Source organism: Nocardia brasiliensis NBRC 14402, assembly GCF_000308475.2.
GTDB lineage: Bacteria > Actinomycetota > Actinomycetes > Mycobacteriales > Mycobacteriaceae > Nocardia > Nocardia brasiliensis.
On record NZ_BAFT02000038.1, the window covers coordinates 40,539 to 65,002 of the forward strand.

General features: G+C 68.3%; 23 protein-coding genes. 8 read left to right on the plus strand and 15 right to left on the minus strand.

What is annotated here, in order from left to right:
* Positions 1-25: 25 nt before the first annotated feature.
* Positions 26-769 carry an alpha/beta hydrolase gene (locus tag TY25_RS11630; protein ID WP_236639110.1) on the minus strand — a complete coding sequence of 248 codons (744 nt, stop codon included), beginning with the start codon at positions 767-769 and terminating at the stop codon, positions 26-28.
* Between the two features lie 179 nt (positions 770-948).
* Between TY25_RS11630 and TY25_RS11635 the strand changes: the two genes are divergently transcribed.
* Positions 949-1,338: a hypothetical protein gene (locus TY25_RS11635; protein WP_115347036.1), complete on the plus strand. Its 390-nt coding sequence runs from the start codon at positions 949-951 to the stop codon at positions 1,336-1,338.
* 57 nt (positions 1,339-1,395) lie between these two features.
* Here TY25_RS11635 and pheT read toward each other — a convergent pair whose 3' ends face one another.
* The 3 genes from pheT to TY25_RS11650 form a co-directional block, all read right to left on the minus strand.
* Positions 1,396-3,900, minus strand: coding sequence for a phenylalanine--tRNA ligase subunit beta (gene pheT / locus TY25_RS11640; RefSeq protein WP_042255939.1), 2,505 nt, complete (start codon positions 3,898-3,900; stop codon positions 1,396-1,398).
* Between the two features lie 49 nt (positions 3,901-3,949).
* Positions 3,950-5,011, minus strand: coding sequence for a phenylalanine--tRNA ligase subunit alpha (pheS, locus tag TY25_RS11645; RefSeq protein WP_042255940.1), 1,062 nt, complete (start codon positions 5,009-5,011; stop codon positions 3,950-3,952).
* Positions 5,012-5,248: 237 nt separating this feature from the next.
* Positions 5,249-6,700 (minus strand): MFS transporter, encoded by a 1,452-nt coding sequence (locus TY25_RS11650; RefSeq protein WP_052382931.1) that lies wholly within the window; start codon positions 6,698-6,700, stop codon positions 5,249-5,251.
* Positions 6,701-6,802: 102 nt separating this feature from the next.
* Here TY25_RS11650 and TY25_RS11655 point away from each other — a divergent pair, with 102 nt between their 5' ends.
* Positions 6,803-7,381 carry a TetR/AcrR family transcriptional regulator gene (locus TY25_RS11655; protein WP_042255941.1) on the plus strand — a complete coding sequence of 193 codons (579 nt, stop codon included), beginning with the start codon at positions 6,803-6,805 and terminating at the stop codon, positions 7,379-7,381.
* Positions 7,382-7,387: 6 nt separating this feature from the next.
* On the opposite strand, the gene TY25_RS11660 is transcribed toward TY25_RS11655, so the two are convergent.
* Positions 7,388-8,338, minus strand: coding sequence for a hypothetical protein (locus tag TY25_RS11660; protein WP_042255942.1), 951 nt, complete (start codon positions 8,336-8,338; stop codon positions 7,388-7,390).
* Positions 8,325-8,819: a hypothetical protein gene (locus tag TY25_RS11665; protein ID WP_042255943.1), complete on the minus strand. Its 495-nt coding sequence runs from the start codon at positions 8,817-8,819 to the stop codon at positions 8,325-8,327. Before TY25_RS11665 ends, TY25_RS11660 begins: the two co-directional genes overlap by 14 nt.
* A 533-nt stretch (positions 8,820-9,352) precedes the next feature.
* Here TY25_RS11665 and TY25_RS11670 point away from each other — a divergent pair.
* Positions 9,353-10,711, plus strand: a complete 1,359-nt coding sequence (locus TY25_RS11670) for a DoxX family protein (protein WP_370466231.1) — start codon at positions 9,353-9,355, stop codon at positions 10,709-10,711.
* Positions 10,712-10,716: 5 nt separating this feature from the next.
* Here TY25_RS11670 and TY25_RS11675 read toward each other — a convergent pair whose 3' ends face one another.
* The 4 genes from TY25_RS11675 to infC form a co-directional block, all read right to left on the minus strand.
* Positions 10,717-11,514, minus strand: coding sequence for a TrmH family RNA methyltransferase (locus TY25_RS11675; protein ID WP_042255945.1), 798 nt, complete (start codon positions 11,512-11,514; stop codon positions 10,717-10,719).
* 37 nt (positions 11,515-11,551) lie between these two features.
* Positions 11,552-11,932 carry a 50S ribosomal protein L20 gene (gene rplT, locus TY25_RS11680; RefSeq protein ID WP_014983432.1) on the minus strand — a complete coding sequence of 127 codons (381 nt, stop codon included), beginning with the start codon at positions 11,930-11,932 and terminating at the stop codon, positions 11,552-11,554.
* 103 nt (positions 11,933-12,035) lie between these two features.
* Positions 12,036-12,230 (minus strand): 50S ribosomal protein L35, encoded by a 195-nt coding sequence (gene rpmI / locus TY25_RS11685; protein ID WP_014983431.1) that lies wholly within the window; start codon positions 12,228-12,230, stop codon positions 12,036-12,038.
* Positions 12,231-12,289: 59 nt separating this feature from the next.
* The gene (gene infC / locus TY25_RS11690; RefSeq protein WP_014983430.1) at positions 12,290-12,988 is read right to left on the minus strand and encodes a translation initiation factor IF-3; all 699 of its coding nucleotides are present in this window, start codon (positions 12,986-12,988) and stop codon (positions 12,290-12,292) included.
* A 379-nt stretch (positions 12,989-13,367) separates the two neighbouring features.
* On the opposite strand from infC, the gene TY25_RS11695 reads away from it, so the two are divergent.
* From TY25_RS11695 to TY25_RS11705, 3 genes are all read left to right on the plus strand, one after another.
* Positions 13,368-13,709, plus strand: coding sequence for a DUF1844 domain-containing protein (locus tag TY25_RS11695; protein WP_042255946.1), 342 nt, complete (start codon positions 13,368-13,370; stop codon positions 13,707-13,709).
* A gap of 123 nt (positions 13,710-13,832) precedes the next feature.
* Complete coding sequence (locus tag TY25_RS11700; RefSeq protein WP_042255947.1) at positions 13,833-14,444, plus strand: TetR/AcrR family transcriptional regulator; 612 nt, start codon at positions 13,833-13,835, stop codon at positions 14,442-14,444.
* Positions 14,445-14,492: 48 nt separating this feature from the next.
* Entirely contained in the window at positions 14,493-16,028 is a 1,536-nt protein-coding gene (locus tag TY25_RS11705; protein WP_042255948.1) for an FAD-dependent monooxygenase, read from the plus strand.
* 314 nt (positions 16,029-16,342) lie between these two features.
* On the opposite strand, the gene TY25_RS11710 is transcribed toward TY25_RS11705, so the two are convergent.
* The 5 genes from TY25_RS11710 to TY25_RS11730 form a co-directional block, all read right to left on the minus strand.
* Complete coding sequence (locus TY25_RS11710; protein WP_042255949.1) at positions 16,343-17,182, minus strand: alpha/beta fold hydrolase; 840 nt, start codon at positions 17,180-17,182, stop codon at positions 16,343-16,345.
* A 28-nt stretch (positions 17,183-17,210) separates the two neighbouring features.
* A complete protein-coding gene (locus TY25_RS11715) occupies positions 17,211-17,639 on the minus strand; it encodes a helix-turn-helix domain-containing protein (RefSeq protein ID WP_042255950.1) in 429 nt (142 codons plus the stop codon).
* Between the two features lie 120 nt (positions 17,640-17,759).
* Positions 17,760-19,301: a M28 family metallopeptidase gene (locus tag TY25_RS11720; protein ID WP_042255951.1), complete on the minus strand. Its 1,542-nt coding sequence runs from the start codon at positions 19,299-19,301 to the stop codon at positions 17,760-17,762.
* Between the two features lie 137 nt (positions 19,302-19,438).
* The gene (gene metG / locus TY25_RS11725) at positions 19,439-20,947 is read right to left on the minus strand and encodes a methionine--tRNA ligase (protein WP_042255952.1); all 1,509 of its coding nucleotides are present in this window, start codon (positions 20,945-20,947) and stop codon (positions 19,439-19,441) included.
* Positions 20,948-21,131: 184 nt separating this feature from the next.
* A complete protein-coding gene (locus tag TY25_RS11730) occupies positions 21,132-22,025 on the minus strand; it encodes an aminoglycoside phosphotransferase family protein (protein ID WP_042256149.1) in 894 nt (297 codons plus the stop codon).
* A gap of 213 nt (positions 22,026-22,238) precedes the next feature.
* Between TY25_RS11730 and TY25_RS11735 the strand changes: the two genes are divergently transcribed.
* Positions 22,239-23,663: a serine hydrolase domain-containing protein gene (locus TY25_RS11735; protein ID WP_042255953.1), complete on the plus strand. Its 1,425-nt coding sequence runs from the start codon at positions 22,239-22,241 to the stop codon at positions 23,661-23,663.
* A 42-nt stretch (positions 23,664-23,705) separates the two neighbouring features.
* Positions 23,706-24,425, plus strand: coding sequence for a MerR family transcriptional regulator (locus TY25_RS44445; RefSeq protein ID WP_042256150.1), 720 nt, complete (start codon positions 23,706-23,708; stop codon positions 24,423-24,425).
* The last annotated feature ends 39 nt before the right edge of the window (positions 24,426-24,464 follow it).

Consider the following 24,464-nt stretch of genomic DNA (forward strand, 5'->3'; position numbering starts at 1 on the left):
CGAGCGGTCCGGTTCGCGCCGCGCGCTACGGGCGCACGACCGCCCGCGCCCAATCGCGGACCAGTTCGAACCACGCGCGGCCGCCCACCAGAATCAGGTCGTTGTGTCCCGCGCCCGGGAACACCTTCAGCTGCTTGGGCTCGCGGGCCGCGGCATAGAGGCGTTCGGCGTGCCGCAGCGGCAGAAGTTCGTCCTGGTCGCCGTGCATGATCAGCACCGGAACGCGCAGCGTGCGAATGCGTCGTTCGCTCGGATACGCGTCGGGGATCAGCGGGCGCGGCAGGAACGGATAGATCGAGCGGGCGGCGTCGCGCATGCCGGAGAAGGTCGACATCAACATGAGCCCGGCGGGCGGATACGCCGCCGCGAGCTCGAGCATCACCCCGCCGCCCAGGGATTTGCCCAGGTAGACCACGCGATTCGGGTCGACACCCGGCTGTTCGAGCAGCACCCGGCGCGCGGCGCGGGCGTCCTGGTAGGTGCCGTGCTCGGTCGGCCGTCCGGTGCTGCGGCCGTATCCGCGATAGTCGAACGTGAGCACGTCGAACCCGGCCTCGACGAGCAGCGCGAACAGCGCCACCCGATCCCCCACGTTGCCCCCGTTCCCGTGCGCGAACAGGATGTGCCCCACCGAATTCGGCGCGGGCAGCCACCACCCGTGCAGCGTCTCCCCGTCCGCGGTGTCGATCGAGAGATCGGTGTAGTCCATGCCAAGGAGCGCCGGTGTCTGCAAGATCTGCCGCTCCGGCAGATATGCCAACGCATTCAAGATCGAACTGGCCGGATGTCGCATGCCTAGTTCTTACCGCTCGCGACCGCCCGCCTGCCACCCGGGCCGCCCGTCGCCCGGACCTGCGCCGATGCGCTCGCGGGCGGGGATCTTGGTTTGCCGGGCGAGGATCGGGTAACCCGAGGGAGGTTTTGCTCATCGAGGAAGGGAAAAGGTCAATGCGGAGAACTGTTCTCGTGGTAGCTACGCTCGTCACCTCGCTCGCTGGCTTTACCGCCGCGGCCGGCTCGGCGGGTGCGGTCGACGACACCCAGACGTGCACGTCGGTGCGGGCGATGGCTACCGAGTTGAACAGCGGGATCAACGGGGCCAAGAGCAAGGACGCCGGGGCTGCGGACGAGGTCCGCAGCGTATTCTCCACCGCCGCGACCAAATTGGAGAGCACGCGTGATCTCGCCGACGACGGCCCGGTGAAGACCGCGATCGACCCTGCCGTCGCGCAGATGCGCCGGGTGGCCACAGCCTCGGACACGGAGCTCGGCACCGTGCTCCAGGATCAGGCCTTCCATGACGCCATGTCCGGGCTGGACAAGGCCTGCGGTATCTGACCCCGACACACGACAGGCCCGCAAGCGTGTGCTTGCGGGCCTGTCGTCGTTTTCGGATCAGCCGCGCAGCACCGCGCCCACCGCGTCCGCCGCGGCGGCGACCGCGGCGTCGCGGGCGGCGCTCGCCTCGTCCTCGGTGAGCGTGCGGTCGGTGGCACGGAAACGCAGGGCGTAGGTGAGCGACTTGCGTCCCTCGCCCGCCTGAGCGCCCTCGTAGACGTCGAACAGCGCGATGTCTTCGAGCAGTTCGCCGCCGCCGGTGCGCAGCGCGGACTCCACCGAGGCGGCCGGGGTGGCTTTCTCGACGCTCACCGACACGTCCTGCAGCACCGCGGGGAATGGGGAGATCGTCGGCGCCGGGCGCTGCTCGCGCAGGGGCAGGGCGTCGAGGTCCAGCTCGACGGCACAGGTGCGCGGCGGCAGACCGGAACGTTCCAGCACCGCCGGGTGCAGTTCACCCGCATGGCCGACGACCACACCGTCCACCACCAGCTCGGCACAGCGACCCGGATGCCACGGCAGGTGTGCGGCGGTGCGGCGTTCGATCGTGACGCCCGCCGCGTCGGCCACCGCGTCGGCGAGCGCGAACGCGTCGGCGGCCTCGGCCGGCCGGCCGGCTCCCCACGGCCCGCGCGGCTCACGGCGACCCGTGAGTACGGCGGCGACATGCACCGGTTGCGCGGGCAACGAGTCGATCAGTTCGGCGATCTGCTCGTCGCTGGGGCGGCGATCGACCGGCAGCGCCTCGACCGGACGCACATTGTCGCCGGGCAGCACCACCTGGGCGATGCCGTAAATGGCGAGGTCGCGCGCGCCGCGAGAGATGTTGCGGGCGGCCACTTCCAGCAGGCCGGGCAGCAGCGTGGTGGCCAGCTCGGACCGCTCGACATCGAGCGGATTCAGCACCCGGGTGGTCGCCCGGCGCGGATCGTCGGCGTCGAGTCCCCAGGTGTCGAACACACCGGCGGCCAGGAACACCGGCGCGGGCACCTCGACCGCGCCCGCGAAGGCCAGCGCCCGGCTCACCGCGCGGCGGCGGCGCTGGGTGGCGGTGAAACCACGCCCGGCGGGCGCGGTGGGCAGCACCGACGGGATCTGCTCGAGCCCCTCCAGCCGCAGCACCTCCTCCACCAGGTCGGCGGGCTGCGCCAGGTCGGGCCGCCAGCTCGGCGGGGTGACCACCAGCTGGCCGTGCCCAGTGGACTCGTCCACACCGACCTCGACCGTGCAGCCGATCTGGGCGAGCCGGCGCGCGGAGGTGCCGGTCGGATAAACCACCCCGGCGACGCGGTCGGCCAGATCGATGTCCATCCGGATCGGCGCGGCGGCCGGCACCGGGACGCGCACGTCGGTGAGCGCGGATTCGACGGTGCCGCCGGCGATTTCGGCGAGCAGCGTGGCGGCACGATCGAGCGCGGCCACGTTGATCTCCGGATCGACCACCCGCTCATAGCGCTTACCGGCCTCGGAGGACAGCTTGTGCCGGCGCGAGGTCCGGTAGACCAGCAGCGGATTCCAGGTGGCGGCTTCCAGCACGATATCGGTGGTCTCGGCGCCGACCTCGGTGCTCGCCCCGCCCATCACGCCGGCCAGCGAGACCACGCCGGAATCGTCGGCGATCACCACGTCCTCGGCGTCGAGGGTGCGCTCCACCTCGTCGAGGGTGCGCAGCGTCTCCCCCTTGTTCGCGGCGCGAACCACCAAGCCGCCGTTCAGCTTTCCGCCGTCGAAGGCGTGCAGCGGCTGACCGAGCTCCAGCATCACGTAGTTGGTGACGTCGACCGCGGGCGAGATCGGGCGCACGCCCGCGAGCAGCAGCCTGCGCTGTAACCACCAGGGGCTCACCGCCTTCGGGTCGATGCCGGTGACCCGGCGGACCGCGAAGCGGGTGCACTTCGACTCGGGTTCGAGCCGGACCGGCCAGGCGTCCGCCTCGTCGTCGGGCAGGGTGCGCACGGCCGGGTCGGCGTAGTCGAGATCGAAGCCGCAGGCCAGTTCCCTGGCCAGGCCGCGCACCGAGAAGCAGTAGCCACGGTCGGGGGTGATGTTGAGTTCGATCACCGTATCGTCCAGGCCCAGCAGCAGATTCGCGTCGGTGCCCGGCTCGGCGGTGCCCGGCTCGAGCACCAGGATGCCCGCGTGATCCTTGCCGATACCGAGTTCGGCGACCGAGCAGATCATGCCGTTGGACACGTGCCCGTAGGTCTTGCGCGAGGAGATCGCGAACCCGCCGGGCAGCACGCCGCCCGGCAGCACCACGACGACCAGGTCACCGACGGCGAAGTTGGTTGCGCCGCAGACGATCTCCTGCAGATCAGGGTTGCCGACATCGACCTTGCAGAACCGGATCGGCTTCTTGAACTCGGTGAGTTCGGTGATCTCGGCGACGCGGCCGACGACCAGCGGCTTGTCGATGTCGCCGGTGACGGGCCGGAGCTCGTCGAGCTCCTCGACCTCCAGCCCGACCCGGACGAAGCCCGCGTCGAGTTCCTCCGGCGTCACCGACCAGTCGGGGACGGTGCGCTGGATGATGTCGGTCAGCCAGGACTGCGCTACTCGCACTTGAGGTTTCGCTCTCTCGATCGAAGGGGCCGGAAAGGACGGTGGGGGCTCAGGACCGCACGCCGAACGGCAGCGTGAAGCGCACGTCGCCCTCGACGATGTCGCGCATGTCCGGAATGCCGTTGCGGAACTGCAACGTCCGCTCCAGGCCCATGCCGAACGCGAACCCGCTGTACACCTCGGGATCGATCCCGCCGGCGATCAGCACCTTCGGGTTCACCATGCCGCAGCCGCCCCACTCGACCCAGCCGGCGCCGCCCTTCTTGTCCGGGAACCAGACGTCGACCTCGGCGGAGGGCTCGGTGAACGGAAAGTAGTTGGGCCGCATCCGGGTTCGGGTATCCGGGCCGAACAGCGCCCGGGCGAACGCGTCCAGGGTGCCGCGCAGGTGCGCCATGGTCAGGCCCTTGTCCACCGCCAGCCCCTCCACCTGGGAGAAGACCGGGGTGTGCGTGGCGTCGAGTTCGTCAGTGCGGAAGGTACGGCCGGGGCACACCACATAGATCGGCAGCTCACGTGCCAGCAGCGAGCGCACCTGGACCGGAGAGGTGTGCGTGCGCAGCACCTGGCGCGACCCCTCGGGGGCGATATGGAAGGTGTCCTGCATGGTGCGGGCCGGATGGTCGGGCAGGAAGTTGAGCGCGTCGAAGTTGAAGTGCTCGGTCTCCACCTCGGGCCCCTCGGCGATCTCCCAGCCCATCGCGACGAACACGTCCGCGATCTGCTCGGAGATGACGGTGATCGGATGCCGGGCACCGACCGGCTGCCGGGTGGCGGGCAGCGTCACGTCGATCGCCTCGGCCACCAGCACCGCGGCGTCCCGCTCGGCGAGCAGGACCGCGCGGCGCGCTTCGAACGCCTCGGAGACGCGGGCGCGGGCCACGTTGACGCGCTTGCCCGCGTCGGCCTTCTCGGCTTTCGGAATGCTGCCCAGTGCGCGTTGTGCCAGCGCCAGCGGCGCCTTGCCGCCGAGATGCTCGGTTTTCGCGACCGCGAGCGCATCCAGGTCGGCGGCAGCGGCAAACGCCTTCTCGGCGGCCGCCGCCGCAGCGGCCAGTGCCTCCTCGGTCAGCGTCGCGTTCTGCTCGACTGCGTCGTTGTCGTCGGCCACGATGGTTCGACTCTCCCCTGGGGATCGGTTCGCGAGTACGGCTCATTCCCTACCCACATTGCTGCTGGTGGAATCCTATTGGATGCGTCAGTTCCGATTCACGCGGATTCCCCGCTACCGCCGCGAACCCCGTTCTTCCTGGTCCGGAGCACCCGGCGACGCGGGGCGCACCCGGACGAGCCGCACCCCGTCGTGTGGCAGCGCACACGGGGGATGCGGCTCGCGGGGGTCCGGCGCTCAGCGCACAGGGGTGATGCGGGCGGGCAGGAGGGCGGAGAAGAGCGCGCCCGCGGCCACGATGCCCGCGCCCGCCCAGACCGCGGGGGTGAGTCCGTCGACGTAGGCCTGCGGGCTGAGATATGAACCGTGCGAAGCGAAGACGGACGCGAGCACCGCGATGCCGATGGCGATGCCGACTTCGCGCAGCGTGCTGTTGGTCCCCGAGGCGATCGCCCGGTCGTCCGGACCGGCACTGGCCATCACCACCGTCGCGCTCGGCGCGAAGGTCAGGCCCATCCCGATCCCGCCGAGCAGAAAGGGCGCGATGAAGGCCGGGTACGCGACGTCGACGCTGGAGATCGCGGCCAGCCACACCAGCGACGCAGCCAGAAACACCTGGCCGGCGGTCAGCAGGGTGCGGGCACCGACCCGGTCGACGATCAGACCCGCGAGCGGCGCGACCACCATCGGCGCCATCGTCCAGGGCATGGTGCGAATGCCCGATTCCAGCGGACTGTAGCCCTGCACCACCTGGAAGTACTGGACGAGCAGGAAGATCGAGCCGAAGACACCTGCGGAGAAGGCGAAGCTCGTCGCGTTGCTCAGCCCGTAGGCGCGCGAGCGGAACAGATGCAGCGGAATCATCGGTTCGGGCGTGCGCAGTTCCCACGCGACCAGTGCGACGAGCAGCACCGCGCCGCCGAGCAGCCCGCCGAGCACCGTGGCCGAGGTCCAGCCGTCATCGGAACCGTGGATCACGCCCCAGACGATCGCGAGCACACCACCCGCCGAGAGCAGCAGCCCGATCGGGTCCAGCCGCCGGGTGCCACCGAACGACTCCCCGAGTACGCGCGCCGCGAACGGCAGCACCAGCAGACCGATCGGTACGTTGAGCCAGAAGATCCACTGCCACGACAACCCCTCCACCACGGCGCCGCCGACCAGCGGACCGAGCGCGACACCGAGTCCGGTGATCCCGCCCCAGATGCCGATGGCCGCATTGCGCAGACGTTCCGGCACTGCCGCGGTGAGCAGTGTCAGCGACAACGGCATCACGCCGGCCGCCCCGAATCCTTGAATCGCCCTGGCGGCGATCAACATCCACGGTTCAGTGGCCAGCGCACACAGCGCGGACGCGACGGTGAACAGCGCGATACCGGCCAGGAAGACCCGGCGGCGCCCCAGCCGGTCGCCGATGGCCGAGGCGGTGAGCAGCAGCGAGGCGAACGAGAGCGTGTAGGCGTTGACGAACCATTGCAGATCGGTCAGCGAGGCGCCGAGTTCGGTGCGGATCACCGGCAGCGCATTGGTGACCACGAGGTTGTCCAGCGTGACCATGAACATCGGGATGCCGACCGCCGCGATGACCGCGGCGACGCCGCGACCACTGGTCACGGGCATTTTCTCCGAGGCCGCGGCGGCGCCGGGCGGTGCGGACGCGGCCGCGAGTGGTTCCAGGATTTCGGTCATGTCCAGCCCTTGTTGTAATTGACTGATAACTACAGGGTTGGAGAGTATGCATCGGCTGATAACATGTCAACACCGGGGGCGAGAGAACGGAGTTCGAGCGTGATGGCGAGTTCGACCAGGGTCCGGATGACCGCCACGGAACGCGGCGAGCAGGTGCTGCGCGCGGCCGTCTCCGCCTTCGCCGAAGGCGGCTACGCGGCCACCAAGACCGACGAAATCGCCAGGCGGGCAGGCGTTTCCCAGCCGTACGTGATCCGGCTCTTCGGCAGCAAGCAGCAGTTGTTCATCAGCGCACTGCACCGGGTCTGCGATCGGATCGAGGAGGTGTTCCGCGAAGCCCGCTCGGCGGCCGACCCCGAGGCCGATCCGGCCGCGGCGCTGCACGCCCTCGGCCACGGGTTCGCGGTCTTCCTGGCCGATCGGGAACTGCTCCAGCTCTTCCTGCACGGGTTCACGGCCAGTTCAGAGCCCGCCATCGGCGGCGAGGTGCGTGCCCGTTTCGGCGGCATCTACGAACTGGTGCGCGAACTCACCGGCGCGAACGTCACCGAGGTGCGGGAATTCATGGCAACCGGGATGCTGCTCACCGTGCTGAGCGGGATGCAGGTGGTCGGGCCCGGAGCCGTCGTCGAACCGTGGGCGGTCGAATTGCTGAACGACTGCACCGGCGCGGTCGACTGAGAACGGTTATCCGACAGTGCCGGCGGGGTCGACGCCGACCGTGCGCTCGGCCGGGGTGGGTGGTTGCGCGGCGGGCGGCGTGGGAACTTGTTCGGGCGCAGGCGGTTCGGGATCCGGCAGCTGCTGCTCGACCTGCAACACAGCCAGATACTTGCTGTGCGTATCGAGCGGGATGACGCCGAAAAACCACGGACGCTGCACCTCGACGGGACTGCCGCTGCGGTGTTGAAGCCGCACCCATTTCCGCACCGCTTTGCGCTCCGCGCGGTAACGGCGTCGCTGCGCCGCGCGCTCGATCGGCAGGCCGTGCGCGCGTTCGAGCTGCTCGATGATCGCGCATTCGTTGCGGCGCTTGCGATGTCGCGGAATATCCAGCAGCGTCAGCGGGACGAACAGCACGACGGTCACCGCGAGCGGCAGCGCGTTCGCCTGCCAGGGGCCGGCTTTGTCGCCGCTCACCGTCGTCGCGAAAAGCCCTGCGATGCAATACAACAGCCAGAACAGCGTGGGCAGCAGAAACCACGGGTGCAGCCACTCGCTCGGCAGCGGGCGTTCCGCGCCGCGGAAGGCGCGCGGGTCCCGGCCGTAGAGCCGCATCAGCGGCCCGACCCGACGGCGGCCCTCGTCGGACCAGGAGTCGGCGAGCGCGTCGGCGGCATCCCGCATCGCCTTGCCCGCCCACCAATTGGAGAACAGGCAGGACGCGTTGCTCAGCGCGCCGGCGATGCAGATGATGATCAGTGCCCCGGTGAGCACCGCGGGCCCGGCGAATCGGTCCCGGTTCGCGGAAAGAATGGCGGCGCCGCCGATCAGGAAACCGTTGAGCGTCATCAGCCAGGACATCCGATGACCGATGATGTCGTGCTCGAACTTGATCCGATCGGCGAAGACCTCGACCAGCGTCGTCTCGAGCTCGATGCTCGCCGCGGGATTGTCCGGAGGCTCAGCTGCTGCCATGTCCGCGAACCACCAAACTGCCTAGATCGGGAAGTAACTCGGGTGACAGCGGTGCGACGAGTGTCATGATCAACGCCCGGACCTCGGCCCGGGCGAGATACCCCGCCATCACTCGATGAGACGAGTCTAGAAGAAGCAACTCGTCCGCGACCCGATATGTCGGCAGCAGCAGCACGAACGGCTCGGTCGACGCCTCGAGCTGCGCACGGAATGCCGCGACCCGCTCCTGCCGGGCCCGCGGCCACGAATCATGCAGTGCGGCAGCCTCACGCACCGTCAGCGCGGTCGCGCCCGGATCGAACCAGTCGGCCGGGCGGCCGGCCGCGTCGACGTGCCACACGGTGCGCAGGTCGCCGAGCGCAGCCCAACCGACCGTCACCTGCTGGGTCACCGACACGTTCAGCTCCGCGAGCGCACGCCAATCGAGTTGCGCACGAATGCTGCCGGAGAAGAGCCGGGCGAAGTCGTCGAAGTCGGTCACCCGATCTAGTTCACCAGATCCGGCGGGTCCCCGGCAGCGATCGCCACCTGCGCGTTCCGAATCCGTACCGCAGGCCCCGCGCGCTGGACGTCCGACTGCCGGCTGTTAAGCGAACTAACCGGTTCGCCTTAAGTCCGCGGATCTACCGTCACCGCGTGCTCGAAGGAGGGGGTCCAGTGACGGACACGGAGGTGCGCAGCCCGGCCGAGTCGGGGGGCGCGGAGACCGCTGCAACAGCGGAGCCTGCCCCTCGCGGTGCAGCAGAGACCGTAGAGCTCGATGCAACAGAGGCAGTGGCGCTCGGTGCAACAGAGGCAGTGGCACCCACCCCAGCGGACGCGACGGCACCCACCCCAGCGGACGCGACGGCACTCGGTGCGGCGGAGGCCGTCGCACCCACTTCAGCAGAGGCGGCGGCAGTCGCTATAGCAAAAGCCGTGCCAGCCACTACAGCAGACGCGGCAGCACCCACTCCAGCAGGCGCGGCAGCACCCACTCCAGCAGGCGCGGCAGCAGCCACTTCAGCAGACGCCGTGCCACTCGCCACAGCGGACGCGGTAGCGCGCACTGCGGCGGAGGGCGAGCCAGAACAGTGGCGGTTGGCGACGCGTCTCGGGTTTCGGTTCGGTGTCGCCTATTTCGGCTTGTTCGGGCTGGCGGGACTGGTCGGGCTGATGCCGATTCTGTTGGCGGGCTTGGGGATTGATGCGGGATGGGGCTCGGTGCTGAATATCCTGCACCTGGCCCGCCCGCCGATCGAGTGGACGGCCACGCAGGTGCTCGGCCTGCGGGTGGTCAGCACTCAGGTGGGCAGCGACAGTGCGTTCCAGTGGACCGCACTGTTTCTCCTGGTCGTCCTCGCGGCGGTGGTCACGGCGGTGTGGTCGGTGCTGGATCGGCGCCGGCTCCGCTACGACCGGCTGTTCGCCTGGGTGCAGCTGTATCTGCGGTTCGTGCTCGCGCTCGCGATGTTCTATTTCGGGATGGCGAAGGCGATTCCGACGCAGATGCCGTTCGTGCTGAACCGGTTGGTGGAGCCCTACGGCAATTTCAGTCCGGCAGGCGTGCTGTGGGCGCAGGTCAGCGTGTCACAACCGTACGAAATCGCCTTGGGCGTCGCGGAATTGCTGGCCGGTGTGTTGCTGGTGGTGCCGCGCGCCACCGCGGCCGGCGCGCTGCTGTGCGCGGTGGACATGACCCAGGTGCTGCTGTTGAACCTGACCTACGACATTCGCCTGAAATCGGTGTCGGCACAGCTCCTGCTGCTGAGCCTGTTCCTGCTCGCACCCCACGCGCGCCGCTTGTTCGTGGTGCTGTTCTCCGAGCGCGCCGCGCCCGCGATCCGGCGAATTCCGTTGTTCGGCACCGCAAGAGCCAATCGCATCGCGCTGTTGGCGCAGTTGGCGGTGGGTCTTGTCCTGCTCACGGTGACCGGCGTGCAGAACTGGCGGCAGTGGGCGAACCCGGTGCCGGAGCTGTACGGCATCTACCAGGTGGACGGCTTCTCCTCGGAGGGCTACGCCCGCGATCCCCTGCTGACCGACGAATTGCGGTGGCGCCGAGTCGTTGTCGACCGCCCGTTCCATGTCTCCGACCCGGTGGTGGTCACCATCCAGCACATGGACGATTCGTTCGAGGTGTACGGCGGCACCATCGACCCGAAACGCCACTTCATCGATCTACGCCATCGCATCGCGGTGGGCACCTTCGAAGAAACCCCGGTGCACGTGCGCCTCAGCTACTGGTGGCCGAGTCCGGGCCGCATGGTCATCGACGCCGACGACTACGCGGGCCGCCGCATCCACACCTGGCTCACCCGCCTCGACCCGAAGTCGTTCCCGCTGCTGGAACGCGGCTTCAGCTGGGTCCAGGAACAGCCCTACAACCGCTGAACGCGCTACTGCGCGTAGCGGACACGGGAATTGGCGTAGAGGCAGATGGCGGCGGCGGTGGCCAGGTTCAGGCTCTCCGCGCGGCCGCGGATGGGAATGCGCAGGCGGTGGTCGGCGCGGCGGGCGACCGCGGGATCGAGACCGTGCGCCTCGTTGCCGAACAGCCAGGCCACCGGGCGGGTGAACAGCTCGTCGGCGTCGTCCAGGTCGACCTCACCGTTCGCGGCGGTTGCCAGAATCGTGATGCCCGCCGCGGCAAGGGAATCCAGCGTCTCGCCGACATCGCGGTGCCGGGCGATCGGCACATGGAACAGGCTGCCCGCACTGGCACGCACGCATTTGCCGTTGTGCGGGTCGACCGAATCACCGGCCAGCACAACGCCGTCCGCGCCCACCGAATCGGCGACCCGGATCAGCGTGCCCGCATTCCCCGGTTCGGCCATCTCGACCGGCACGGCGAGCATCCGCGGCGCGCTGCCGAGCACCTCGGCCAGCGGCACGTCGAGCAGCGCGCAGACCGCGACCAGCCCCGGGGCGGTGACGGTTTCGCCGAGCTGCGCGGCCGCGCGGTCGCTGACCAGCGTGGTGCGCACGCCCGTCGCGGCGGCACCGGCAACCAGCTCGTGTTCGCGGGCCGCAGCGCCCGCAGAGTAGAACAGCTCCCGCACCCGCCCGGTATCCAGCGCCGCGGCAACGGAATTGGCGCCCTCGGCCAGGAACAGCCCGGTCTTGCGCCGCTGCGCGCCGCGATGCAGTTTGACAGCGGAAACGACCCGCGGATTGCGCTCGGAGAGCGCGTCCACGGGTCGTTCCGAAAGGTGTCCGCTGGTCAACGTCAGCTTATGCAGCCGGCGCGTTGACGTCCTGCGGCAGCGCGGCCTTGGCGACGGCGACGAGACCGGCGAACGCCTCGGCGTCGGAGACGGCGAGCTCGGCGAGGATCTTGCGATCCACCTCGACACCCGCGGCCTTCAGGCCCTGGATGAAACGGTTGTAGGTGATGTCGTTCAAGCGCGCCGCGGCGTTGATGCGGGCGATCCACAGCTTGCGGAAGTCACCCTTGCGCGCCCGGCGGTCCCGGTAGGCGTAGGTGAGCGAGTGCAGCTGCTGTTCCTTGGCCTTGCGGTACAGCCGCGAACGCTGGCCGCGGTAGCCCTTGGAGGCCTCGAGGATGGAACGACGCTTCTTCTGAGCGTTGACGGCCCTTTTGACGCGTGCCATGGGTCAGTCCTGTCGATCTAGGGGGCGCATGCGGGGCACCCGGGGGTTGGTCGGTGGGTCGGCGTCCGGAATCCGGAACGCGGTCTGCTGCTACGAACCGGTCTCAGAGACCGAGCAGCCTCTTCACGCGCGGGACGTCGACGGACGCGACGGCCTCCGTGCCATCCAGACGACGAGTCCGGCGGGTCGACTTGTGCTCCAGGAGGTGGCGGCGGTTGGCCTGCTGGCGAAGCAGCTTGCCCTTACCGGACACCTTGAATCGCTTCGAGGCACCGCTGTGGCTCTTCATCTTCGGCATGGATTCCTCTAATCTGTCTCGTCCCGGCGGTCCTTGCGGACCGCCGGCTCTTATCGGTCTTACTGCGGCGGGGCGGCCTGCTCGGCCGGAGCCGCGGCGGGCGCGCTGTCTGCGGGCTCGGCGCTCTGCTGCGCAGCGGGCTGCTGCGGTCGCGGGGCCGAGGACTCCTGCTGGGCTTTCACCCGCGTCTTCGCACCCTTGTGGGGCGCGAGGACCATAGTCATGTTGCGACCGTCCTGCTTGGCCGAGGTCTCGACGAACCCCAGGTCCGCCACGTCCGCGGCGAGCCGCTGCAACAGCCGGTAACCCAGTTCGGGCCGGGACTGCTCGCGACCACGGAACATGATGGTCACCTTGACCTTCGACCCGGCCTCGAGGAAGCGCATCACGTGGCCCCTCTTGGTCGCATAGTCGTGGTCGTCGATCTTCGGGCGGAGCTTCTGCTCCTTGATCACGGTCTGCACCTGGTTCTTCCGAGACTCACGCGCCTTCTGCGCCGTCTCGTACTTGAACTTGCCGTAGTCCATGATCTTGCAGACCGGCGGACGTGCATCCGGAGCGACCTCGACGAGATCGAGATCTGCCTCCATGGCGACGCGTAGTGCATCTTCAACACGCACGATCCCAACCTGCTCGCCGCTGGGTCCGATGAGCCGGACCTCGGGAACACGGATGCGATCGTTGATGCGGGTCTCAGTGCTGATGGGGCCTCCTAGGTCAAGCGGTGTCGTCAAGACGACCGCACGCAATAACTGCAACCCCTTTTCAACACGAAAGCCCCGGTGCGGTATTCCGCAACGGGGCCCGAGTCGACCGGTCAACCGCACGCGAAAGCACGCGTTCGGTCTCGTACGCGCGGCTCTCCTGAGAGAACCCCCGCACAAGAAACCCGCCTCCGGGGAGGCGGGTGACCGGACCGTTTGACCTGACGATCGCTCGTCGGCAACGGTGGGAGTCGGGCTCCACTTATCAGCCCCTGGCTCGAAATCTTGGTAGAAGACACAACCTGGGGCGGTCGTCAGCGGAAAGTCTAACATTCCGTTCGGCTATCGCCGAATCGGGTCCCCGACCGCGCGCCGAGCTCGGCCGATGGCCGCGCGCATCGGGCGGCCGAGCCGCCCCACTAGGGTCACCAGTATGACTGATGAGCTCGACGACGCCGTGCGCGAACTGGCCGACATCCCCGCGGTGGAGGTGATCAGCCGGGCCGCCGTGATGCTGATGAGTTCGGCGGCGGAGAAGCTCGGGCTCGCGGACGAGGATCCGGACAACAGCGCGCGCCGCGATCTGGACGAGGCGCGCCGGGTGATCACCGCACTGGCCGGGCTGGTCACCGCGTCGGTGGAGTACCTCGGCCCGCACGCGGGACCGATCCGGGACGGCTTGCAGTCCCTGCAGCGCGCGTTCCGGGAGGCGTCGGCACACCCGGACGAGCCGGGTAAGGGGCCGGGCGAGAAGTACACGGGACCGGTCTACTGAGCCGGTTCGACGAACAGCCGTGCGGCGCCGAGTAGTTCAGCGCCCGCGGCGCACACCTGACAGAATATTTTCCCGTCGGGAAATTTTGCCCACCGGGCAAGTTTTTGCCGTAGACTCGTGCCCATGGCCGAGGAACTGAGTCTGCGCGAGCGCAAGAAGCTCGACACCCGTCGCGCATTGAGCGACGCCGCACTGCATCTGGCGTTCGAGCACGGCCTGGACAACGTGACGCGGGAAGACATCGCGTCCCGGGCCGGGGTGTCGATCCGCACCTTCAACAACTACTTCGCCGGCAAACACGAGGCCTTGGCCTACCGCAATGTCGACCGAATCCGGCGCAGTCTCACCGAGTTTCGCAATCGCCCCGCCGACGAGCCGCTCTGGACCGCGATCACCGAGGCCATCGTCGCACCGTTCGTCGCCGACGGCATTCGCGATACGCCGCCGACCAAGACCCAGCTGGCGGGGGTCCGCACGCTGGTCGAACTGTCGCAGACGTATGTGGCGATCAGCAAGGAACTCGTCGACGAGTGGGTCGCGGCCATCGCGCGACGCACCGGAACCGATCCCGCGCGCGATATGTATCCACATCTGGTGACCGGCGTGCTCATCGCCGTCATGAAGTCCGCCGCGGTGGCGTATGTGCACGCCGATCCGCCCGTGGTCATCACCACCCTGCTCCGCCGTGGCTTCGACGACGTGGCCGCCGGGCTACCCGAACCTTCCGGTCACTGACCGGCACAACACCGCAGAGTTCCGTATACGAAGAGGGGTCTATTCGTCATGCCCGAAAATACTTACGACGTAGTCATTTCCGGGGCCGGGCCGAACGGCCTGCTGCTGGCGGGCGAGCTCGCCCTCGCCGGAATCCGTCCCGTCCTGCTGGACCAGCTGCCCGGGCCGAGCAATGAACCGAAAGCCAACGGGCTTGTCGGCCAAGTGGTTCGGCTGCTGGACATGCGCGGACTGTACGACGAATCCGGTGCGGCGCCGCAGCCGGCGCTCGGATACATGTTCAGCGGGCTACCCCTGTCGTTCGCCGACATGCCGGACAAGGTCCTGTACGGAAAGCTCATCTCGCAGCCGAAAGTCGCTCGGCAACTGGAGAAATGGGTGCTGGGGCTCGGCGTGGACCTGCGCTGGGGACACCGGCTCACCGAGCTGGCACCTTACGACGGTGGTGTCGGGATCACGGTGAGCGGGCCCGCAGGCGACTATCACCTCGACACCACCTACCTGGTCGGCGCCGATGGTGGCAAGAGCTTCGTCCGCAAACGGCTCGGCATCGGGTTCCCGGGCAGCACCAACACCGATGACATCTCGCGGCTGGCGCACGTCTGGCTGCCCGATGAGCTGCGCACCGCCGACGGCGCACTCGACATCCCCGGATTCGGGCGCATCGAATTCGGGCACAACAGATTCGACAACGGCGGCGTGATCTACGGCGAGCTGGAGCCGGGCCGGACCCTGTTGGCGACGAAGGAGAGCGGCGGCAAGCCGGCGTCCGCGGACACCCCGATGTCCATCGCGGAACTACGCGCGAGCCTGCGGCGGATCCTCGGCGTCGACGTGCCCATCGAAGCGCCGCGCTCCCCCGGCCCGAACGCCCTGCGGCGCATCGACAATCAGAACACCCGGCAAGCCGAGCGGTACCGGGAGGGGAACGTCTTCCTGGTCGGCGATGCGGCACACGTGCATTCGGCGATGGGTGGACCCGGACTGAATCTCGGCATGCAGGACGCCGCCAACCTCGGCTGGAAGCTGGCCGCACAGGTAAACGGCTGGGCCCCAGCCGGATTGCTCGACACCTACCACACCGAACGGCACCCGGCCGGGCTTCGGGTCATGATGAGTTCGCTCGCCCAATCCGCGCTGTTCGCACCGGGACCGGAGGTGAGCGCGCTGCGCGAACTGTTCGGCGAGCTGCTCGCGCTGCCGGACAACGCCGCCCACATCGCCCGCTTGATGGCCGGTGCGGACATTCGCTACGACACCGGCGACGACCACCCCCTCTCCGGTTACCTCGTCCCGGAGTTCACCGTCGAAACCGCAACGGGCACAGTCCGAGTAGCCGAACTACTACGCAAAGCCCGACCGATCCTGCTCACCCTCGACGGGCACGGATTCTTCGACGAGGTAGCGGCTCCGTGGCGCGACCGCGTCGACCTCGTCCCCGCCGCCGGTCCCGAAGCCCCAGCCACCGCCCTCCTGATCCGCCCGGACGGCTACGTCGCCTGGGCCTCGGACACGGCGACCCACTCCGATGCGGCCCACCTCCACACCGCGCTGACCCGCTGGTTCGGCACCCCGAACCCATGAGATCGCCCGCGGTGTGCGGCACACCCCACCGAAACCGCCGCACACAGCCCACCAGTTGCGCTCGCGCACAAGGCAACCGCTCCCACGCCGCGGTCCCACCACCCATCCGTCAAACGCGCGCCAGAAGTCGTCGCCGCGCGCGGCAGCCGGCACCGCGCGCACAGTTCGCACGCCCCGCGCACCGCGCACACCAGCCAGGCGGCGCGCACCAATTCGCACCGCGCACACCAGCCAGGCGGCGCGCACCAATTCGCACCGCGCGCTGATTCGTTGACGAATCCGCGCGCGGTGACGAAACGTGCGCGGGCTCGGGGTCAGGTGGTGAGGAAGTCGGCGATGGTGGCAGTTTGGTTGAGGATGGCGTGGCCGGTTTCGGGGAGGACGTGGACGGTGGCGTGGGGGGCGAAGCGTCGGATGCGGTCGGCGGTGGCCGCGGAGTCGAGCATCACGTCGCGGGCGCCGACGAGCACCAGGAGGGGCATGGTGAGGGTGCGTAGTTGGTCGTCGGAGAAGATCGGCAGCCGTTCGGTGCGCGGGTTGAAGGTGGCGAAGGTGAACACCACGTGGTCGAGGGCGGCATCGGTCTCCGGGGTGTGCAACCCCGTCACGAGGCGGGCCGTCCGGCGCACACCCCAGCTGCCGAACATGCGCAGGAACAACGCTTTCGGTAGCCAGCCCATCGTCTGCTTGCCGATCCCGCTGGGGCACAACAGCGCCAGCTTGGTCACCCGGCCCGGCCTGCGGGTCACATAATCCAGCGCGAACCACCCGCCGAGCGACGACGCCACCAGCGAGAACTGTTCGACGCCAACGGCTTCGAGCACATCATCGAGCCACAGCGCGTACGCCTCGGAGCCGAGCGGCGGCCGCACCGGCGCACTACCGCCGGGCTCGCCGATGATGTCGACCGCGTAGACCCGGAAATCCGTTGCCCACGTGGCGATATCACCGAGCCACATGGTCGCGTTCGCGCCCGACCCGTGCAGCAGCACCAGCGGCGGCGCGTCCGGCGGACCGGACACCACGACGAAGGTCTCCCCCTCGCGGGTCGGAATCCGCAGTTGTTCGGCCGGAACCGGCCAGGCCGTCAACGCTTCCCGATAACGCTGCTGGATCGCGGACGCGCCGCGCTCGGTCTTGTAGATCGTGGTCATTTCCCCACCTCCGTCGTGCGATGCTTCGTCATGCGAGCACTGCTTCCATGTAATCGAGCAGCCGGGCCGTATCGGCCAGACCGCCGAGGACGATGACCTTCATCCGTGCCCGTTCCGCGTCGTAGACCGTCTCGACCCGTAACCGCTGCTCGCCCGGCCCGCGATTCGCGGCCGCACCCATGACGAGCGAGGTGAGCCGGTCGGCGGTCGCGGGATCGACCGCGTCCACCTCGACGATGCTCGACACCTCGCTGTGTCGTTGCCGCCCAACGGTTTCCCGCAGCGGTGCGGGCACCGGACGGCCGGTGAACGCTTCCAGGTCCGCCGCCGAGATCCGGTACTGCTTGCCGATCCGGACCGCGGTGAGCCGCCCGTCGCGCACATAGTTGCGGATGGTGCGCACATGCAGGCCCAAACGCTCGGCGACCTGTTCGACGGAATAGAAGGTATCGGACACAGAACTACCCTAAACATCCCCTCAGTTGTGCGCAATAGGGAAGTTTAGGGAGTGTTAGGGAATCGGAACAGCAACAGGCCCCGGTGGTAGGGAACCACCGGGGCCTGCGTCAGCGAGCCGCTACTTGATGAGACCGCCGTGGTAGGCGTTGTCCTTCCCGCGCTGCTGCGTGCCCGCCTTCGTGGCGGTGCCGCCACCGAGCGGGTTGTCGCTGAACGCGTAGGTGGCGATCGAGTAGGCGATGGCGCCGGTGTTCACGGCCAGCGCCTTGTCGTTGATGTTCTTCGTGGTGTCGCAGGCACCGTGGTAGCAGGCGTCGTAGGGCTTGCCCGCTTCGCCGCCGAACATCTTCTGCTCTTCGGGCGTCTTGACGCCCTCCGCGCCGGTGAACAAGCCACCCGCCGCGATCCCGACCGCGATGAACGGGCCGTAATCGGAGCGGCCGTCGAACGGCGTCGGCACGTGCGGCAACCGCAGCATGTCGAAGTAGCGTTCGAAGGTCTTCTCGATCTCGGCCGAACCCGGGGTGCCCTCGCTACCGTCGTAGATCTTGTAGGCGAAGTTCGGCGAGCCGATCATGTCGAAGTTGAGGTAGAGCGCGATCTTGGCGCGGTCGGCCTCGGACAGGTTCGCGACATAGTGCTCCGAGCCCAGCAGCCCGAGCTCCTCCGCGCCCCACCAGGCGAAGCGGACCTTGTTCTTCGGCGGGAACTTGGCCATCTGCAACGCGACCTCGAGGATGCCCGCACTGCCGGAACCGTTGTCGTTGATGCCGGGGCCGGCCAGCACCGAATCCAGGTGCGCCCCGGCCATTACGACCTTGTCCGCCTTGCCCTGCTTGCTCTCGGCCAGCACGTTCGAGGTCGAACGGACCTTGCTCTCGGTGTCGGTCTTGAGCCGCACCACCGTGTCGGCGGGCGAGGCGAGATCCTCGCCGACGGCGAAGCTCGCGCCGACCACCGGGATGGTGAAGCCGGGCCCGCCCAGGGTGCCCGCGAAGGCGTCGGTGCGGCCGGGCTGGCCCTCGTTGAAGATGATCACGCCGGCCGCGCCCGCGGTCTGCGCGTTGCGGGCCTTGTCGGCGAACGGGCAGGTGCCGCGTTGCAGCAGCGCGATATTGCCCGCGGTGAAGTTCGCGAAGTCCGCGGCTTCACAGCCGGAGGTCGAGCTCGGCTCCGGCGTCGGCGGCAACGTCAAATCGACGGCTTGGACCTTCGCGTTCACGTCGCCCGAACCCGAATAGGTCAGCGTGACGAAGTCGCCGAGCGCACTGCCGCCGGGCGGAGTCGGCTTGTAGGTCTTGGCATCCGGGGAGACCTGGTTCAGCACCGCGGTCGATTTCTCTTGGAAGAACGGGAAGTCGAACTTCTGCACCGTCACCTGGTAGCCCGCACCGCGCAGTTTCTTGACGACATAATCGCGGGAAGCGTCGAAGCCGGGAGTGCCCGCGGCACGGGTACCGCCGTTGGCGTCGGCGATCTTCTGGAACTCCGTCAAGTGGCGTTTGATGTTGGGCGCCTGGACCGAGTTGGCCAGTTGTCGTTCGGGCGGCGCAGGATCGGCGTTCGCCGATCCCATCAACACCAGTGACAGAGCGAGCGGCAGCGCGGTAGCGGTCGCGAGAACTCGACCGGTATCGGCGCGGTTGAAGATACGGGGCATGTCGGTTCCTCCAAGGGACGGATGAATCCCGGTGGTCGGAGGTTAGGGCGATATGTCGCGCTACCGGAAACCCCAGTTGCGAACTGGGGAACCGTTTTCCCCAGCTGTGCTGTGTTAGAAATACACACCCGGCACGGTCAGCCTTTCGGCGCCGCCAAGCGTGGCTGGAGCTGGGTGGCAGACGGAAGTTCGTTGTCGATCGGGGTGCACTGGTTCGTGATTCGGGCGGCGAGATCAGGGAGAAACGGGGTCAGGTGGTCGGCGATCACCTGACAGGAAAGTAATAGGGCCGAGAGAATGGCGTCCAGTTCGGGGGTGGACGGGGATCCGGCCGGTGCCAAAGTCCACGGGCGAGTGCGATTGATGTAGCGATTGGCCTCGTCCACGATCGTCCAGACGGCCGCGGTGGCTCGGCGAAAGTCGAAGTTGCACAAGGCCGAATCGATTCGTTCGCCCGCTTTGGCGATCGCATGGAACAACGGAATATATTGAACTGCCACGGTTTCGGCGGCCGGTGGCCGCCCGGAGCGATAGCGGTGGATCAAGCCGACGACGCGATTCACCAGATTACCGAGGCCGTTGGCCAGTTCGTCGTCGGCGCGATGGACGAGGCGCTCAACGGTGAAATCGGCATCGCCCACTCGCGGTGGTTCGCGCAGCAACCACCAGCGGACGGCGTCGGTGCCGTACTGCCGCACCAACTCCACCGGGTCGATGGTGCGGCCGGCGGATTTACTGATCTTGCGCCCATCGACGGTGATGTAGTCGTGCACAAAGATAGTGGTGGGCAGCGGCTCCCCCGCCGACAGCAGTAATGCGAGCCAGTACACCGCGTGAAAGCGCAGTACCCCTTTGCCCACCACATGAATTCGGTGTTGCGCCCCCGCCCACCAGCGTTCCGATTCCGCGCCGCCGGTGCCGTAACCGAGCGCCGTGAGATAGTTGCCCAACGCGTCCCACCAGACATAGATCACCTGCGTCGGATCATTCGGCACCGGAATACCCCAGCCGCGCGCCCGCTCGACGGACCGCGACACCGAAATATCCGTCAGCCCATTTGCGATGAACGCGAGCACCTCGTTGCGCCGGACCGCGGGCTCGATCCGCACCGCGCCCGTCACGATGAGATCGTGCAGCCGATCGGTGTAGCGGGACAGGCGAAAGAACCAGTTCACCTCCGAAACGTGTTGCGGCGCTAGGTCGTGCTCCGGGCAGCGGCCGTCCTCCAGATCGCCGGGCGCAGAGAACTGTTCGCAGCCGACGCAGTACAGACCGTCATAGTGTCTGCGGTACAGGTCCCCCGCCGCGGTGCAGGCCCGCCAGAAACGTTCCACTCCGCACCGGTGCCGCGGATCGCCGCTGGTGCGGATCACGTCATCGACGGCGACGGACAGGGGGCCGGCCAGCGCCACGAACGCTGCCGCGTTGGCGTCGACGAACTCCTGCACGGGAACCCCCGCGGCCTCGGCGGCCAGGACGTTCTTCAGCGAGTTGTCGTCGGTACCGGTCTGCAGCCGGACCTGCTCGCCGCGGCGGCGCCGATAGCGAGCGAGCACATCCGCCTGGACCAACTCCAGCGCGAAGCCCAGGTGCGGCCGTGCGTTGACGTACGGGATCGTCGTGGTGATGTAGGTGTGCGTGGACATCGGAACCTCCGAACAGGAAGGGGCTCCGGAAACGACTCGAGGCCCCGTGGGACAGGGCCTCGAAACAATGATCCGAGCAGGTGTCAGCGGCCCCGTGAACGGGACGCCATGACCAGCTGCGCGGACGTTTTCATGCGTACCATGCTAGCGAACACGCCGGATCGACCGCATCGCATTTTGTGGGTCAGGCGAGGTCGGCGAGGATGCGGGTGAGGGTGCGGCGGCCGAGGTGGCTCATGGTGGGGTTGGTGGTGGCGTAGTACCAGACGAGGCCCATGGCTTGCTGGAAGGCCCAGGCGCGGCCGCGATGCCATTCGAGGTCGTCGGATTCGAGGTGGGCTCGAAGTATCCGACGGGGGCTGGGTTCGAGCAGGTGCCAGGCGCTGACCAGGTCGAGGGCCGGGTCGGCGGGGGCGAGGCCGCCGACATCGATGACGCCGGTGAGGCGGGCGTCGGCGACGAGCACGTTTCCCGGGATGAGGTCGCAGTGGTTCATCACGTCGGGTGTTGCGCCGCGCGGTAATTCGCGCATCCGCGCCCAGAGGCGGCGCAGGGCCGGCACGTCCAGCAGGTGGGTGCTGCGCTCGAAGCAAGTCTGCATCCAGTCGTCGTGCGTGTGCAGCTCACCGCCGCGGCCGCGCCCGGCGAAGGTACGGCCGCGGGTGTCGATGGCGCGCACGCCGCGAATGAACTCGGCCAGATCGCAGGCGAATTCGATGGAGCCGCCCGGATCCGCGATGGTGGCGACCGTTCCGCTCAGCCAGGTCTGTACCGCCCACGGCAGCGGGTAGCCCGCGCCGGGTTCGCCGATCGCCATCGGCTCCGGTGTGCGAAATCTCGTGCGACCGAACAGTTTTCGCGCGGCCGCCGCCTCGGCCCGCAACGAGCGCCGTACGGACTCGACCTCCCCCGCGCGCAACGGGAACCGCGCCGCGAACCGATCCCCGATCCGGAAAAGCGCATTCTCCGTACCCGCGGATGCGACCGCCCGGATCGGCAGATCACGCCAAGCCGGGAACTGCTCGTCGACCAGCGCCCGCACCGTCTCGAGCGAGACGGCCAGTTGATCGGCATGCATGGTCACCCTTGCAGCGTGACAAACCGTCACCCGCGCCCACAAGCGATTTCCCGCAGTGCACGGCCCCCTCGCTCGGCACGGCTCCGTGCAAACGACGCGGCCACACCGCAGCGCGCCGCATTGTCTACCCAAATCATTTCTGAACAGGCATTTTCCGGTGCCGGAGACTTCGGCTTGACCTTGCCCCTAGGGCAAGGTTCGACGATAGTTCTCATGAACAGCAACGCACTGCACGACATCGCAACTCACATCCGCGAACAGGCCGCCACCTGCTGCGAGGCCAACCTCGTTCCCGGTTTCGTCGCCGGGGTCTATCGAGCGGGTGAACAGGTCGTCGTAGCGCACGGCACGGCGAATGCCCGGACCGGTGCGCCGATGCTCGAGCACACCGGATTCCTCTTCGGCTCGGTCACCAAGGTGCTCACCACCACCCTGGTGCTGCAGCAGGTCGAGCGTGACAACCTCGACCTCGACGCGCCGGTGGTGCGCTACCTGCCCGAATTCGCGTTGAACGCGCCCGGCGCGGCGGACAAGATCCTGGTGCGGCACCTGATCTCGCACACCAACGGCATCGACGCGGACCTGTACTTCCCCGACGCCAAAGGCAGTGCCGCACTGCGCACTTACCTCGCGGGTCTCGCCGAGGGCAGCGGCGTCCTGTTCGAGCCGGGTGAGCAGCTCAGCTATTCGAACGGCGGCATGATCGTCGCGGGCCGCCTGCTCGAAGTGGTGACCGGCCTGTCCTTCCACGCACTACTCGAGCGCGACATCTACGGCCCGGTCGGCATGCGCGAATCCAGCACCTCGGCCGAACAAGCCATCCTGCGCAGCACCGCCGTCGGCCACTTCCTGAACCCGGAGACCATGTCCGCCGCACCCACCGGCATGTTCACGCTGCCCGACACCTGGGGTCCGGCGGGCGGCACACCCATCGGCACCGTCGCCGACCTGCTCGCATTCGGCCGTACCCACCTCGCGGGCGGAGTGTCGCCCACCGGGGTTCGCGTTCTATCGACCGATTCGGTCGACCTGATGCAGCGGGTTTCGCACGATATGGCGACGCCGAACGTGCCGCCGATGGGCATGGGCTGGGTGCGCTACCCGTTCGGCGACACCACCGTGCTCGCCATGTCGGGCGCCTCGCCCGGCGGTGTGTCGCTGCTGTGCGTGGTGCCCGAACACGATCTGGTCTTCGCCGCGTTCGGCAACAGCCCGGACGCGATCATGCTGCAGGATCAGCTGCTGCAGTGGCTGCTGCGCACCCAGCTCGGCGTCGAAATCCCTACGCTGGTCACCGAATTCGCGGAGGACGTCGACCTCACCCCATACGTCGGCACCTATCGTTCGAACCAGCTCCGGATCGAGGTCAGCATTGTCGACGGCCAGCTCGAGGAACGGATGACCTACGAGCCCGCCGACGAATCGCAGGAACGGGTCTTCACCGAGTTCGCGGGTGGCACGACCGCGGCCCCGCCGCAGCGGTACGTGGCGATCCGGCCCGGCCTGTTCGCCCCGGTGGGCTACCCGCTGGAGACGTTCGACGGCTACCTGCGCCTCCTGCTGGTCTCCTTCCACGATATTCAGGACGGCCGGGCCCGTTTCCGCAACGGCGGCGGCCGGCTCACCCGCCGCGCCTGACCGTTCCGGCCGGGCGAGACGACGAGTGCAAGGATGACCCGCATGATCACGATCGGCCGGCTCGCGGACTTCGCCGGAGTGACCACCAAGGCCATCCGCCACTATCACGAGCGCGGTCTGCTCCCCGAGCCCGACCGCGACTCGTCCGGCTACCGGCGCTACACCGCCCAGCACGCGATCGATCTCGTCAAGATCAGGACCCTGGCCGAGGCGGGCGTCCCGCTTGTCCGCGTCAAAAACCTGCTCGACGCCGACCCCGAAACGCTCGCCGCCGCGATCGCCGAGATCGACCGCGACGTCCGCAAGCGCATGACCCAACTGCGGCACACCCGCGAGCATCTCGCCCAATTACGCGGCGGCGACCGGCTTTTCGTCTCCCCTGAGGTCGCCGACTTCCTCGATGAACTCCGCGAACTCGGTGCCAGCGACCGCCAGATCCGCCTCGAACGCGACGGCTGGATTCTTTTGCAAACCGCCTCCCCTGCCGACGCCACCCTCTGGTTGGCCGAAAAGCGTGAACTGCTAGCGGTTCCCGAGTTCCGCGCCCTCTACCTGGAGCACGACGCCGCATTCCACTGGTCCCCCGACGACCCGCGCCTGCCCGCCCTCGCCGAGCGCACCCGCACCTGGTTCACCACCCACCACCTCCACTCCGAAACCCGCCCGGTCCAAAACCCCGCCATCGCCCGCCTCGCCGCCCACTCCCAACCCGGCGCCACCTCCCCCGCCTGGCACCGCCTCGCCCAACTCATGCAGAGCTGATCACGTAACCGGTCCCAGACCGGATAGGTCCGGGGACCG

Coding starts and splice junctions, on each gene's coding strand:
- TY25_RS11635 (WP_115347036.1), top strand. CDS start 949: ATGCGGAGAACTGTTCTCGTGGTAGCTACGCTCGTCACCTCGCTCGCT.
- TY25_RS11650 (WP_052382931.1), bottom strand. CDS start 6,700: ATGACCGAAATCCTGGAACCACTCGCGGCCGCGTCCGCACCGCCCGGC.
- TY25_RS11655 (WP_042255941.1), top strand. CDS start 6,803: ATGGCGAGTTCGACCAGGGTCCGGATGACCGCCACGGAACGCGGCGAG.
- TY25_RS11660 (WP_042255942.1), bottom strand. CDS start 8,338: ATGGCAGCAGCTGAGCCTCCGGACAATCCCGCGGCGAGCATCGAGCTC.
- rplT (WP_014983432.1), bottom strand. CDS start 11,932: ATGGCACGCGTCAAAAGGGCCGTCAACGCTCAGAAGAAGCGTCGTTCC.
- rpmI (WP_014983431.1), bottom strand. CDS start 12,230: ATGCCGAAGATGAAGAGCCACAGCGGTGCCTCGAAGCGATTCAAGGTG.
- TY25_RS11695 (WP_042255946.1), top strand. CDS start 13,368: ATGACTGATGAGCTCGACGACGCCGTGCGCGAACTGGCCGACATCCCC.
- TY25_RS11700 (WP_042255947.1), top strand. CDS start 13,833: ATGGCCGAGGAACTGAGTCTGCGCGAGCGCAAGAAGCTCGACACCCGT.
- TY25_RS11705 (WP_042255948.1), top strand. CDS start 14,493: ATGCCCGAAAATACTTACGACGTAGTCATTTCCGGGGCCGGGCCGAAC.
- TY25_RS11710 (WP_042255949.1), bottom strand. CDS start 17,182: ATGACCACGATCTACAAGACCGAGCGCGGCGCGTCCGCGATCCAGCAG.
- TY25_RS11720 (WP_042255951.1), bottom strand. CDS start 19,301: ATGCCCCGTATCTTCAACCGCGCCGATACCGGTCGAGTTCTCGCGACC.
- metG (WP_042255952.1), bottom strand. CDS start 20,947: ATGTCCACGCACACCTACATCACCACGACGATCCCGTACGTCAACGCA.
- TY25_RS11730 (WP_042256149.1), bottom strand. CDS start 22,025: ATGCATGCCGATCAACTGGCCGTCTCGCTCGAGACGGTGCGGGCGCTG.
- TY25_RS11735 (WP_042255953.1), top strand. CDS start 22,239: ATGAACAGCAACGCACTGCACGACATCGCAACTCACATCCGCGAACAG.
- TY25_RS44445 (WP_042256150.1), top strand. CDS start 23,706: ATGATCACGATCGGCCGGCTCGCGGACTTCGCCGGAGTGACCACCAAG.